The organism is Flavobacterium sp. PL12 (assembly GCF_039123485.1).
Lineage (GTDB): Bacteria > Bacteroidota > Bacteroidia > Flavobacteriales > Flavobacteriaceae > Flavobacterium > Flavobacterium weaverense.
On the sequence record NZ_JBANDI010000016.1, the window covers coordinates 1 to 13,979 of the forward strand.

General features: G+C 34.7%; 7 protein-coding genes, 1 other RNA gene and 1 pseudogene. 4 read left to right on the plus strand and 5 right to left on the minus strand.

The features are described from left to right. Window positions 1-4,865: pseudogene (locus RCH19_RS08785) on the minus strand (hypothetical protein); the annotation flags it as partial. A 725-nt stretch (window positions 4,866-5,590) separates the two neighbouring features. Here RCH19_RS08785 and RCH19_RS08790 point away from each other — a divergent pair. The 3 genes from RCH19_RS08790 to RCH19_RS08800 all read left to right on the plus strand — a co-directional run bounded on the left by RCH19_RS08790 (window position 5,591) and on the right by RCH19_RS08800 (window position 9,144). Then, window positions 5,591-6,076 (plus strand): phosphoglycerate mutase family protein, encoded by a 486-nt coding sequence (locus RCH19_RS08790; RefSeq protein ID WP_343022906.1) that lies wholly within the window; start codon window positions 5,591-5,593, stop codon window positions 6,074-6,076. Further along, window positions 6,073-8,169 (plus strand): polyphosphate kinase 1, encoded by a 2,097-nt coding sequence (gene ppk1 / locus RCH19_RS08795; RefSeq protein WP_343022907.1) that lies wholly within the window; start codon window positions 6,073-6,075, stop codon window positions 8,167-8,169. Before RCH19_RS08790 ends, ppk1 begins: the two co-directional genes overlap by 4 nt. 84 nt (window positions 8,170-8,253) lie before the next feature. Then, the gene (locus RCH19_RS08800) at window positions 8,254-9,144 is read left to right on the plus strand and encodes a rod shape-determining protein (RefSeq protein WP_121926547.1); all 891 of its coding nucleotides are present in this window, start codon (window positions 8,254-8,256) and stop codon (window positions 9,142-9,144) included. A gap of 113 nt (window positions 9,145-9,257) precedes the next feature. Here RCH19_RS08800 and RCH19_RS08805 read toward each other — a convergent pair whose 3' ends face one another. From RCH19_RS08805 to RCH19_RS08815, 3 genes are all read right to left on the minus strand, one after another. Continuing rightward, a complete protein-coding gene (locus RCH19_RS08805) occupies window positions 9,258-9,797 on the minus strand; it encodes a DNA polymerase III subunit gamma/tau (protein ID WP_343022908.1) in 540 nt (179 codons plus the stop codon). 110 nt (window positions 9,798-9,907) lie between these two features. Continuing rightward, the gene (dnaX, locus tag RCH19_RS08810) at window positions 9,908-10,993 is read right to left on the minus strand and encodes a DNA polymerase III subunit gamma/tau (protein WP_343022909.1); all 1,086 of its coding nucleotides are present in this window, start codon (window positions 10,991-10,993) and stop codon (window positions 9,908-9,910) included. Window positions 10,994-11,253: 260 nt separating this feature from the next. Continuing rightward, window positions 11,254-11,553, minus strand: a complete 300-nt coding sequence (locus RCH19_RS08815; protein ID WP_121926549.1) for a hypothetical protein — start codon at window positions 11,551-11,553, stop codon at window positions 11,254-11,256. A 122-nt stretch (window positions 11,554-11,675) separates the two neighbouring features. On the opposite strand from RCH19_RS08815, the gene rnpB reads away from it, so the two are divergent. Beyond that, an RNA gene (gene rnpB / locus RCH19_RS08820) (RNase P RNA component class A) lies at window positions 11,676-11,988 on the plus strand. Window positions 11,989-12,152: 164 nt separating this feature from the next. On the opposite strand, the gene RCH19_RS08825 is transcribed toward rnpB, so the two are convergent. After that, window positions 12,153-13,937 carry a chloride channel protein gene (locus RCH19_RS08825; protein ID WP_343022910.1) on the minus strand — a complete coding sequence of 595 codons (1,785 nt, stop codon included), beginning with the start codon at window positions 13,935-13,937 and terminating at the stop codon, window positions 12,153-12,155. Window positions 13,938-13,979: the final 42 nt, after the last annotated feature.

Genomic DNA, 13,979 nt, shown 5'->3' on the forward strand with positions numbered 1-13,979 from the left:
GGAACAGTTTTATCTACTGTTACCGTTACGGTACTAGTTGCAGTACATCCAGAAGCGGTATTAGTAGCTGTTAAAGTATAAGTAGTTGTAACAGATGGATTAGCTGTTGGGTTAGAAGCCGTAGCATTAGAAAGACCAGCAGCAGGACTCCAAGAATAAGTTACTCCAGTGATAGGAGCTACACCAATAGTTTTACCATCAGGATTAGCTATACACGTTTTCGTGAAAGGTGCACCAGCATCAGCTACAGGAATAGTTTTATCAACGGTTACCGTTACGGTACTAGTTGCAGAACATCCAGAAGCAGTATTAGTGGTAGTTAAAGTATAAGTAGTTGTAACAGATGGATTAGCTGTTGGGTTAGAAGCCGTAGCATTAGAAAGACCAGCAGCAGGACTCCAAGAATAAGTTACTCCAGTAATAGGAGCTACACCAATAGTTTTACCATCAGGATTAGCTGTACAGGTTTTAGTGAAAGGTGAACCAGCATCAGCTACAGGAACAGTTTTATCAAGAGTTACCGTTACGGTATTAGTTGCAGAACATCCAGAAGCAGTATTAGTGGTGGTTAAAGTATAAGTAGTTGTAACAGATGGATTAGCTGTTGGGTTAGAAGCCGTAGCATTAGAAAGACCAGCAGCAGGACTCCAAGAATAAGTTACTCCAGTGATAGGAGCTACACCAATAGTTTTACCATCAGGATTAGCTGTACACGTTTTCGTGAAAGGTGCACCAGCATCAGCTACAGGAATAGTTTTATCAACGGTTACCGTTACGGTACTAGTTGCAGAACATCCAGAAGCAGTATTAGTGGTAGTTAAAGTATAAGTAGTTGTAACAGATGGATTAGCTGTTGGGTTAGAAGCCGTAGCATTAGAAAGACCAGCAGCAGGACTCCAAGAATAAGTTACTCCAATAATAGGAGCTACACCAATAGTTTTACCATCAGGATTAGACGTACACGTTTTCGTGAAAGGTCCACCAGCATCAGCTACAGGAATAGTTTTATCAACGGTTACCGTTACGGTACTAGTTGCGGTACATCCAGAAGCAGTATTAGTAGCTGTTAAAGTATACGTAGTTGTTGCATCAGGATTCGCATTAGGATTTGAAACAGAAGCATCAGAAAGTCCAGTTGCAGGAAGCCATGCATAAGTTACTCCAGTTACTGCATTAGCTCCAATTTGTTTACCACTAGCGTTAGACGTACACGTTTTAGTGAAAGCTGCACCAGCATTAGCTACAGGAACAGTTTTATCTACTGTTACCGTTACGGTACTAGTTGCAGTACATCCAGAAGCGGTATTAGTAGCTGTTAAAGTATAAGTAGTTGTAACAGATGGATTAGCTGTTGGGTTAGAAGCCGTAGCATTAGAAAGACCAGCAGCAGGACTCCAAGAATAAGTTACTCCAGTAATAGGAGCTACACCAATAGTTTTACCATCAGGATTAGCTGTACAAGTTTTAGTGAAAGCTGCACCAGCATTAGCTACAGGAACAGTTTTATCTACTGTTACCGTTACGGTACTAGTTGCAGTACATCCAGAAGCGGTATTAGTAGCTGTTAAAGTATAAGTAGTTGTAACAGAAGGATTAGCTGTTGGGTTAGAAGCCGTAGCATCAGAAAGACCAGCAGCAGGACTCCAAGCATAAGTTACTCCAGTAATAGGAGCTACACCAATAGTTTTACCATTAGGATTAGCTGTACACGTTTTAGTGAAAGCTGCACCAGCATTAGCGACAGGAGCAGCTTTAATTGTTGCTGCTACAGCTATCCTAGAGGTCGATGTACAGGCATTATTTGTAGCATCAACATAATAGGTAGTAGTTTGAGAAATATTTGGTGTATAAGTATTTCCTGTTGCTAGTAAAACTCCCCCTTGAGCATCGCTGTACCAGTTAACATTTCCTGCTGAAGCAGTAGCTTTTAGCTCAACTGTACCAGGACCGCATCTTTCATTAGGTGTCTTGCTAGTTATTGTCGGTATTTCATTTATAGTAGCTACTACAGGTAATCGAGATGAAGTACAGCCGTTATCCGTTACTTCAACATAATAAGTTTTACTTTGTGTTAAGCTCGGTGTAACAAAATTTGTGCCTGTTCCTACTAATGTGCCTCCTGTAGAAGCGTCATACCAATTGATTGTTCCTGTAGATGCTGTAGCATTTAAAGAAACTGTCCCTGTTCCACAACTTGTTCCCGCTGTTGTGGAATTAATTGTTGGTATAGGATTAATAACAAAGTTGGTTGCCGCTCTACAACCACCGTCACTACATTCCGCATAAAAAGTAGTACTACTTGGAGTATCTGTGTTAGTAATTCCAGAATTAGAAACTCCAATTGGATTAAAAGGAGTTCCTGTAAATATTGCTGTCCCGCCCGTAGGCTCTGTATACCATTTAATATTTGAATTGTTAGAACATCCGGTGGCAACTAAGCTTCCGGACCCGCCCACGCATATAGAAGCTCCTGTGGTCGTTGGTGCACCAGCAACTCCATTAATTATTATGTTATCAGTTGGTAAAGAACTACATAAATTTACATTAGCAGTAGTTATTGAATAGCTTCCTGCTACTAAACCAGAAAAAATACCTGTAGCATTAGTTTTTGCTGCAACTACTGGATTTACTCCAATTATTGTATAAGTTACTCCAGTACCATTAGCTGGAGAAAGTACCTTTATTTCTCCAGTTAAAGTTGAACACGTTGGTTGAGTTACACTAGTAGTAGGTACTCCTGGTAAAGCCCAAATTGTTATGTCATCTATTGTAATATTAGCAGGTACACCATTAAAGTTAGTTCCCGGAACATCAGATGCGTTTGAACTTTCATATGTTTTTATCGCCGAACCATAAGAATTTGTAAATGCTGTTATTTTCCTATTAGGATTAACAATAGTTCTTGTAGGGTCCAGATATAATGCTTGAGCCATTGCACTTTTTACTCCTGAACTAGCTGTTGCAGTTAGCTTACCTTTTAAGGTTATGGTAACTATACCATTTAATGCAATATTAAATCCTCCAAACAACGGATTGATTGATGTACTTGTATTAGTTAGAGGTCCAGAAGGTCCACTAGCTCCAACTGAATAAGATGCCGTAGCAGATGTAAACTCCATTCCTGAAGGGAATTCAAAGTCTAGAACTACTCCAGCTGCGTTTCCATTACCGGTATTTTTTATTTCAATTTTATATATAATTTCGTTCCCTATAGTATTACATAATGATTTTATTAGTGACTCTACATTAGTCTCAAGAATAGGCAAACAATTTGAAGTTATTTGGAGTTCGGGATTAAGTTCTGTGGAATTAAAAGTTGCTATGTAACCATCAGTACCATTTACTGCACCGTGTAAAATTGTATTAGAACCGCCATTATTAGTTTTGCCTGCAAAACCTTTCGTCACATCAGCATATATTGTTGCACCAATTGCATTATATCTAATTATACCACCACCGCCACCGCCACCGGGACCATGTTCATTTTTAGAATCAAGGAAAGTATTGCCTCCATTTCCTCCTTTAGCTTCAATTGTTATTTTTGCAGTACTAGAATTGGCAATGTTCATAAGAACACTACCGCCGGCTCCTCCTCCTCCAGCTCCGTCAGGGGCATCGCCATAAACACCAGCAGCACCATTTCCTCCGTTTGCATTTATTGTTCCTATCCCAGACATGCTGCCCGCATTAATTAAGATAATTGCACCTCCAACTCCTCCTTTTACTCCATTTGTAGCATTATTAGCATCACCAGCACCACCTCCACCGCCCATGACAAGTGTGTTTAATAAAGGATTTGTAGTAAGATAAGATTTAAATCCTGGTCTTCCTCCACCATTCAATGGAGTAAGATCACCGTTTGCTCCATTCCACCCAATTCCACCTAAACCACCGTAACCTCCATTTCCACCACCACCACCACCAGCATTGTGGTCGTTTCCACCTCCACCTGCATTAGCGGGTGCACCTCTTCCGGCAGATCCTCCTGGCATTCCTTCAACTAAATTATCCACCTCATTATAACCGTCATACATAAATCGTGGTGTTCCTGCAATTCCTTCTCCCTTACCAGAAATTGACTTATTTGAAGCGTTACCTACATAAGTTGTAGAATTATTAATTAAGGATATAGCGACCGGGCTGTAACCTCCTCTAAATCCTCTTGCGTTACCATCAATTTTCTTTCCATTAAAGTCAAAATTACCTGAAACACTAAATGCAATTATTCCACCCGCAGATCCATTAAAAGGAGGTGTAGTAATATCTGAAGTTAATATTAAATTTGAATACTGCGGTAATCTAATGATTTGAAATGTTCTCTTTCCTCTAGCTAAAGTTGCTTCCGCATTATAATAAGAGTTTTTAACACCTCCATTACTTGCTGCACCTTTAAATGTTAAATTTCCACCGGCAAGCGGTACGTTGCTCGTTGCTATTACGTATTCAAAAACTCCTGTATTCCCTATATTAGTAAAGCCAGTTCCACCAAGTCCATCTGAAAAGGAGTTAGCGTTTCCGGAGCCATAAAGTTTTGAATTAGAGTAATTTATATCAGCGTCCTGCATTTGAATAATTAAAATTAAATCACCTACTGAGATTGGCGTCGTTCCAAAATTATTACCATACGCGTCTATAGCTGGTACTGCACCTAAATTAATAGCCTGCGCTCCCCCATTTAGAGTCGGCTCGCCTACCTTAATAGGATAATATGTGTTTATAGCACTTGAAACATTGGCTGGTCCATCAACGCCAGGAGTTCCGCATATTTGTGCATCTGCTGTAAAGGAATTTCCAAACAGCACTGTAATTAAAAATAAAAAGTAAAGCAACGTGGAATTCTTCGTTCTGGAGTAGAGATTATTCATATTTTGTCTGTTGTGTAATTAGTGTGCTTATTGTATTTTAAAAAAAGAAATCTTCCTTTAGTTTCTATTCAATTTATTTTATTAAGTATTCAAATTTATTTGGCAAATACTACTTGTTAAAAATAATCATGTGAGTCAGGTTCTAAATTATAACTAATAATAAATAGCTCGATTGTGAATATTTTTTAATTTCTTTCTGAAAATAATTGAATGTTTAAAGAATTGTAGTAATGATTTTCTTTTGAATAAGAGAGAATCTTGCACATTACTTTAACACTATTTTTCTGCAGGTTTATTATAGGATTTAGTGCAATTGCTTTCATGTTATTTTTTTTTATTATCATTCGGTCATCAAATCAGGGCTAGAGTCAATAACGAAATAAAAGTATTCTAATTTGTTTTAGGTTCATTATTTTTTCTACCAACTACTAAAATACTCGTTTAAGTACTCTTTTTGTAGTCTGTAATAAGACCCTTCTATCATAAATTTTCTTTTTACTGAGCTAATCATGACTTAAATTAATGTTAAATTTGGACTTTTTATCCTACAAAATAGTTCTCTTTTTATAAAACTTAGTTACTTCTTGTTTTTTTTGTTATAATATTTTGTAAGATGATTTTAGTTGTAATAAAATTAAAAAAGATTTTAAAGGGCTCCTTATTCCTGTTTTCTTTTGTAAATTGTCTTCTACTATTGTGTCTATTTATTAATTTATTATTTCAACATGAAAAATTTAATTTTGGTACGGCATGCGAAATCAAGTTGGGATGTTCCGATGCAGGATAAGAGTCGCGGTATAACTTGTCAAGGAATTATAAATGCGCATCTTGTTTCTAATCATGTGAAACATTTAGTTCCTAATACATATATAATGTGTAGTAGTACGGCTAAAAGAGCTAAAAATACCGCTTTAATTTTCGCTCAAAATTTTGCTTATCCCGTCGAAAGTATCATTTTTACTGATGAACTTTACACATTTGATGAACAGAAATTAGAAGAAATCATAAAATCACTTAGTAAGAGTTATGAAAATGTTATTCTTTTTGGACATAACGGTGCTATTACAGATTTTGTTAATAAATTTGGAGATCAATTTATAGAGAATGTACCAACTTCAGGCTTTGTGTCCTTAGAATTTGAAACCGACAGTTGGAATGATATTAAAAAAGGAAAAGTAAAACACAAAATATTTCCCAAACAACTAAGATGAGTAAAGTATTAGAATATAAATATATTGATAGAGAAAAGAGTTGGTTAGCTTTTAACGCTAGAGTGTTGCAAGAAGCTGCTGATACTACAGTTCCTTTATTAGAAAGATTAAGGTTTTTAGGGATTTTTTCAAATAATTTAGACGAGTTTTTTAGAGTTCGTTTTGCAGCAATAAGAAGATTAAGTTTAACAGGCATTACAGGAGAGAAATATCTCGGCGGTATATCTGCACAGCAGTTAGTTAAGGACATTACTGAAATTGTCATTCAGCAGCAGTCTGAAAGTTTAAGGATATTAAATATTATCGAAAGCGAACTTGAAACTAAAAATATCTTTATCATCACAGAAGATGAAATTACTGTGAAACAAGAGATCTTTTTAAAAGAATTTTTCATTCAGAAAGTTAGCCCCGAATTAGTGACCATCATTTTGAATGATTTAGCTGAATTTCCTATTTTAAAAGATACTTCAGGCTACTTAGCAGTGAAATTAGTAATGAATAAAGATTCTGAAGTTCGTTATGCTGTAGTAGAAATACCTAAGGCAATTAATAGATTTGTTGTTTTACCTTCAGATAACGAAAAGCAATATATTATACTTTTAGATGATGTTATAAGACACAATTTAAGTAATATTTTCAACATTTTTGACTACAAAAGCGTTTCTGCCCATATGATCAAAATCACTAGGGATGCCCAGTTGGATATTGATAGTGATTTGAGCAAAAGTATGATTGAAAAAATATCTTTAAGTGTAAAAGATAGAAGAATAGGCGAGCCGGTGCGCTTTATATATGACCAATTAATAGAAAAGGATACGCTACTTTTTTTTCTAGATAAAATGAAAATTGTTTCAACGGACAGTATTATTCCTGGTGGGCGCTATCATAATAGGAGAGATTATATGAGCTTTCCAAACTTAGGAAGATACGATTTACTTTATCAAAAAAACGATCCATTACTTATTCCAGGATTAAGTTTAGAGGGAAGTATTCTAGAAAAAATAAGCGAAAGAGATTACCTGCTTAATGCACCGTATCAGTCGTTTTCTTATTTGACTAAGTTTTTACGTGAAGCAGCATTAGATCCTAAGGTTGTTTCGATAAAAATTACATTATATCGATTAGCAAAGAACTCGCAAATTATAAGTTCGCTTATAAACGCAGCTAAAAATGGTAAAAAAGTTACTGTCCAAATTGAGCTTCAAGCTAGTTTTGATGAAGCTTCAAATATCTCTTATGCTGAGCAAATGCAGTTAGAAGGAATTGAATTGATTTTTGGGATAAAAGGTTTGAAAGTACACAGTAAAATTTGTGTTATCGAAAGATCTGAAAACGATAAAATTAAGCGATATGGTTTTATTTCGACTGGAAACTTCAATGAATCTACCGCTAAAATATATACTGACGTAACACTTTTTACTAGTCATCAGCAAATCCTAAAAGACATCATGAAGATCTTTGATTTCTTTGATATTAATTACAGAGTGCACAGATATAAACATTTAATTGTTTCTCCGCATTATACAAGGACGCGTTTTGTGAAACTTATAGACCGCGAAATCACACATGCTTTAGCGGGTCGAAAAACTCAGATCAAGCTAAAAATGAATAGTCTATCTGATTTCGAAATGATAGACAAATTATACGAGGCTAGTAGGGCAGGAGTTAAAATTCGTTTGCAAATAAGAGGGATTTGTTCTTTAATTCCAGGGATTCCTGGTATGAGTGAAAATATAGAAGCTATTAGTATTGTAGACAACTATTTGGAGCATTCGAGGGTATATATTTTTGGGAATGCTGGACAGACAGAGGTTTATATTTCGTCTGCTGATTTTATGACCAGAAATATAGATGGACGAGTAGAAGTAACTTGTCCTATATATGATCAAGGTATAAAAAATGAACTTATTGATAATTTTGATATTGGATGGAAAGGAAATGTAAAAGTTAGAATTCATTCCTATAAATTAGATAATAAATACAAGCCACGCAATCATAATCCTATATTTAGAGCGCAATTTGAGACTTACAAATACTATCAAAATAAACTTGAAGTTGCGCCTTTAGAAAATGAAAAAACGTTAAATTCTTAATAATAGACTTGAAATTATTTTCAAATTAATAGTGTGACAAACGATACATTTTAAGTAGATACAAAATAAAAGAATAAAAGGAATATGATTAAAATTAAGAAATATGCTGCAATAGATATTGGTTCAAATGCCATGCGCTTATTGATCGTAAATATTGTTGAACAAGAAGGTAAAGAACCTCAGTTTAATAAAAGTTCCTTAGTTCGTGTTCCTATCAGACTTGGTCAGGAAGCTTTTACTGTCGGTGAAATTTCAGAGGAAAGTATTGAAAGAATGAGCGATGCTATGAAAGCTTTTAGTTTGTTGATGAAAGTTCATAAAGTGGAACGCTACATGGCTTTTGCTACTTCAGCGATGCGGGAAGCCTACAATGGGAAAGAGGTTGTTGAAATAATTAAAAATCAAGCAGACATAGAGATAGAAATAATAGATGGTAAAAAAGAGGCTGCAATAATTGCCTCGACAGATTTACATCATTTATTAAAAACTGATCAGACGTATTTATTTGTCGATGTAGGTGGTGGGAGTACAGAGTTTACTGTGTTTTCGAATGGCAAAATTGTAAATTCTAGATCTTTTAAAGTAGGAACTGTTCGATTGTTGAATGATATGGTTTGCGAAGTAGTTTGGGAAGAAATTGAAAAGTGGATCAGAGCAAATACTTCAGATTATGAAGAGGTAACATTGATAGGTTCGGGCGGAAATATCAATAAGTTATTTAAAATGTCTGGTAAATTACAGGAAAAACCATTATCGTATATTTACGTAAATTCTCAATATGCTTTTTTAAATTCACTTTCTTACGAGCAGCGAATTTCAGAGTTAGGTTTAAATCCAGATCGTGCTGATGTTATTATTCCTGCCACAAGAATTTACTTAAATGCTATGAAATGGAGTGGTGCTAGAAATATTTATGTACCTAAAATTGGACTTTCTGATGGTATTGTAAAAGCAATGTATTTTAATAAAATTTAGCGACGATTAATCTTTAATTGATTTAAGTAAAAAAGTTAGAAAAGTTTTATAATATTTTCACTCTGATATAAAAAGTTCTAGAAAATATTTTAAAAAAGCTAAAACATTAGTTTTTAAGCATCTAAATCTAATCCAAATGTTGTTCTTAAAAGTTCGATATTTGGATTTATTTCATGAAGTCTATTGTAGCGATCTTGATCATTAAAACTTCTTTTATTCTCAATGCTTTCATTTACTATAATTTCAATAGTAATATCATGATTGTGCAGATGTCCTTTCAAATGTCCTAATAATCCATTCAGTTCTTTTTCAAAATCTAATTTAGATCCTTCGTTTGGTAATTCAAGAGTAATTGCTGTACCATTAAGTTTTGGATCATTAATAAGCAGAAGTGATTCCATTATTTTAAAACCGCGATCTCCCAGACGCTGTGCATATTTGTTCCACTGCAAAAGCATTTCAGTCTCATTAAAAGATTCCGTAGGTAACTGAGAAACTTCTCTAACGATTCCTTTCGTACTTTCTTCTAATGCTTTTTTGGCTCTAATGCTTGCTAGCGAAAATGCAGAAACTTTTGGTTCATTTGATGCAAAAATTGCGCTTGCTGCAGTCTTGATTGGAACAGGAATAGCTTTAGGTTCTATTACCGTCACTGGAGTTGGTAAAATAGCAGTAACCGATTCACGCTCGACTATTTCACTTTTTTGAGTTTTATTAGTGTCAACAATTGAGTAATCATTTTTCCTATAATAAGTAGGTGGAATTATAAATTGCTCAACTTTTTTTTTTCTCCATCAAAAGTGATAGAGGCAAGTTGCATTAAACAAAGTTCAACAAGAAGGCGTTGATTTTGACTTAGCTTATATTTTAAATCGCAGTCATTTGCTATTTCAATGCCTTTTAAAAGAAACTCTGCATTGCACTTTTGAGCTTGAATACCATATAGTTTTTGAGCTTGTTCACCTACTTCTAATAAAGATAAGGTTACTGGAGTTTTTGAAACCAATAAATCTCTAAAATGTGAAGCTAAACCCGATACAAAATGATGGGAATCAAAACCTTTTGATAGAATATCATTAAAAGCCATTAATAATTCTGGAATTTTATTTTCCAAAATCAAATCAGTAATGTTGATGTAGGTTTCGTAATCCAGTACATTCAAGTTTTCTGTAACGGCTTGACGTGTCAAATTTTTTCCACAAAAAGAAACTACCCTATCAAAAATAGATAAAGCGTCGCGCATGGCACCATCTGCTTTTTGAGCGATAATATGTAATGCATCGTCTTCATAGATCACACCTTGGCTTGTCGCAACTTCTGCTAGATGTTCTTTAGCATCCTTAACGGTGATTCTTTTGAAATCAAATATCTGACAACGTGATAATATCGTTGGAATAATTTTATGTTTTTCGGTCGTAGCCAAAATGAAAATAGCATGCTTAGGTGGTTCTTCTAGTGTTTTTAAAAATGCATTAAAAGCAGCTGAAGAAAGCATGTGAACCTCATCTATGATATAAACTTTGTACTGGCCAGTTTGTGGCGGAATGCGGACTTGATCTATTAAATTACGAATGTCATCAACGGAATTGTTAGAAGCAGCATCTAATTCGAAAACATTAAATGCAAAATCTTCTTCTGGATCGTCGTAACCACGTTGATTAATTTTTCGAGCTAAGATACGTGCGCAGGTAGTTTTACCAACACCACGTGGCCCAGTGAATAGTAATGCTGAAGCAAGGTGATTGCTTTCAATAGCATTCAATAAAGTATTGGTAATTACTTTTTGTCCTACTACATCTTTAAATGTTTGAGGACGATATTTACGTGCCGATACTACAAATTGTTCCATAGGATTTTTATTCGAAAGCAAATATAGCTTTTAATTTAAAGATGGAAAAATTTAAATATTGAAAGATGTTGTATAAATCAAAGCACCTTTAAGTAGTATAGATTCTAGCCCAGATAGAAGTGAAAATCCTTAATTAATATCCCATAGAAATTGGGATGGAAATTAAGATTGCAGCGTCCCGAAGCTTCGGGAGTGGGAAATAGCTCGAAGGACTAATTTAACAATTGATTTGGTTAAAGATTGTTTTATTTAGTGCAGATTTATTGCTCTCGACCTTTGATAGTAATTTCTATTAAAATACGTGCCGCGTCACTTTCAGAATTAGCAGAAAAACCAGTTACAAAAACTCCTTTTTTACCAGAAATGGATTTGATTCCATAAACAGTTGCCTCATCATCAGGATTACTGTCCCCCTCATATCGATAAACATGTTGAATTTCGCAATTTTCTGGATTTGTAGTTATTTCACTATCATCAATATTAAAGTCGTAGGTAAATCCCATCTCATTTAGTTCAGCAAGTGCTTTGATTACCGTTTTATAGTGGTATATATTTGACATAATAATTAAAATTTAATATTGATTTATAAAGATAACCAATTTAAATTTAGAGGGTTGTAAAAGAGTTGTTAAAGTAGGGCACGTAAATTGAGGAACCAACACAAAAAAAATTGTAGATTTGCGGCACAGGCCGCCTTATCGCCACGTTTATAGCGTGGAGGAAAGTCCGGACACCACAGGGAAGCATAGCGGGTAACACCCGTCGGTTCGTTTAGGCGAATTAGGACAAGTGCAACAGAAAGTATGTACAGGTAATGCTGTAGTGAAACCAGGTAAACTCTATGCGGTGAAATATCAAGTATATCAGCATTTAAGGGCGTCTCGTCCGTTGCTGAAGGGTAGATAGCTTGAGTCACGCAGTAATGTGTGATCTAGATAAATGATAAGGCCACACTTTAGTGTGGACAGAATCCGGCTTATAGGTCTGTATTTTTTTTTACTTTAAAACTTCCTTTTGAAATAGATAATTTTGAAGATTTTTTTCAGAGATGAAAAGATTTTTTCAAAAATATTGGTTGCCTCCAAGTTGGTACTATTTTAGATTCAATGAAAAATCTTGAAACTCGTTTTTTTTAAATTCTCAAATTAAAAGATCAACTTTAATCGATGGTCATCGATTTTAATTTTGTTCGATACGCTTCTAATGCAGTTGACTTTGAGATAAAGCCATAGTATTTTCCATTTTTTAGAACAGGCAAATAAGCAACTTTTGATTTCTCAAATTTGTTCATTACCGTTTCCATACTTTCATCCTGTGAAACAATTTCGCCAAGTGGCAACATTACCTCTTTCACCTTTGTGTATTTAACGCGGTACGTGTTGAAAATTATTTCTCTAATTGTATTAAAATGCACAATCCCTATTAGGTTTTGATCTGCATCTACAACTGCAAAAATTACTTGATTAGAGTGAGAAATTAAATCTACTACCTTCTCTAAACTTTCGTCTGGAGCAACAGTTAAAAAATCAGTTTGTATGATTGAATTGGTTTCTAAAGTTGAAAGTACATTCGTGTCTTTATTGCTAGTAAATGCATGACCTTTTTCTGCTAAGTTTTTAACATCTAAAGAGTGCTTTTCAAAACGACGCGAAATTGCAAAACTTATTGAAGCTACAATCATCAAAGGAATCATCAAACTGTATCCGCCAGTTATTTCGGCAATTAAAAATATAGCTGTTAATGGCGCGTGGAATAAACCGCTTAATATTCCTGCCATTCCAACTAGCGTAAAATTACTCACTGGTAATTTAGCAAGTCCAATAAGATTTATAAATTTCGAAAAAAAGAATCCTAAATAAGATCCTAAAAATAGGGAAGGAGCAAAGTTTCCTCCATTACCACCACTACCTAATGTAATTCCAGTTGCAAATACTTTAACCATCATAGTACAGCCTACAAATAATAAAAGTGCCCAACTGTTATCTCTGAATCCACTAAACAAAGTGTTGTCTAATAATTTTCCAGGATCATTGTCAGATAAGGTTTTAATCGTTTCATATCCTTCTCCAAAAAGCGATGGAAAAATAAATATAAGCACTGCCAGAATAGAAGAGCCAAACAACGCTTTTTTGTAAGGAGAGAGTTTTAATCTACTAAAGAAATGTTCCACACGACCGAAATTCCGAGAATAGTAAACAGAAATCAATCCCGTAAATACACCTAGAAGAATATAAAAGACAATATTATGGTAGTCAAAATTTTCTTGTTGTCTAAAAGATAATAATATAGTTTCGTCTAGCGCGATTACTGAAACTAGAGCCCCAGTAGCTGCGGCAATCATAATTGGTGTAAACGCGGCGATACTTACATCTACAAGTAGAACTTCAATAGCGAATAAAACTCCAGCGATAGGTGCATTAAAAGCGGCCGCAATTCCAGCTGATACACCGCAACCTATTAGTAGGGTCCGATCTTTATATGATAATTTATATTTCTTAGCATAGTTAGATCCAAATGCCGCTCCAGTAATTACAATAGGGCTTTCTAAACCAGCTGACCCACCTAAACCCACTGTTAGCGAGCTTGTTAAAATCTGGGCATACATTTGTTTTTCAGGAATAATACTTGCTTTTTTAGCAACAGCGTAAAGTATCTGTGAAGTTCCTTTTTGTATCGTACCTCCCAATACTCGTTGTACTACAAAAACCGTAAGCATAATACCAATAATGGGTAAAATACTATTGATGAAACCCAACTTTGAAATCGTAGTGACGTAAGTTGCAAAAGTAAAAACCCAATGTGCAAAAGTTTTTAAAACTATAACCGCTAATGCAGAAGTGATACCAACTAAAACAGCAGATAAAAATATAAATTGTTTAGGTGTTAACAACGACTGCGCAATCGCAATTATTATTTGTAATTTAGAAATATATTTTTTGAACATTATGACTTTTTAAAGGATTGCAAAACTACTATTATTTTAAAG

Excerpts from the sequence above, each read along its gene's own strand:
- RCH19_RS08815 (WP_121926549.1), bottom strand. The coding sequence starts at position 11,553 with ATGTCAAATATATACCACTATAAAACGGTAATCAAAGCACTTGCTGAA.
- ppk1 (WP_343022907.1), top strand. The coding sequence starts at position 6,073 with ATGAGTAAAGTATTAGAATATAAATATATTGATAGAGAAAAGAGTTGG.
- RCH19_RS08790 (WP_343022906.1), top strand. The coding sequence starts at position 5,591 with ATGAAAAATTTAATTTTGGTACGGCATGCGAAATCAAGTTGGGATGTT.
- RCH19_RS08800 (WP_121926547.1), top strand. The coding sequence starts at position 8,254 with ATGATTAAAATTAAGAAATATGCTGCAATAGATATTGGTTCAAATGCC.
- dnaX (WP_343022909.1), bottom strand. The coding sequence starts at position 10,993 with ATGGAACAATTTGTAGTATCGGCACGTAAATATCGTCCTCAAACATTT.
- RCH19_RS08825 (WP_343022910.1), bottom strand. The coding sequence starts at position 13,937 with ATGTTCAAAAAATATATTTCTAAATTACAAATAATAATTGCGATTGCG.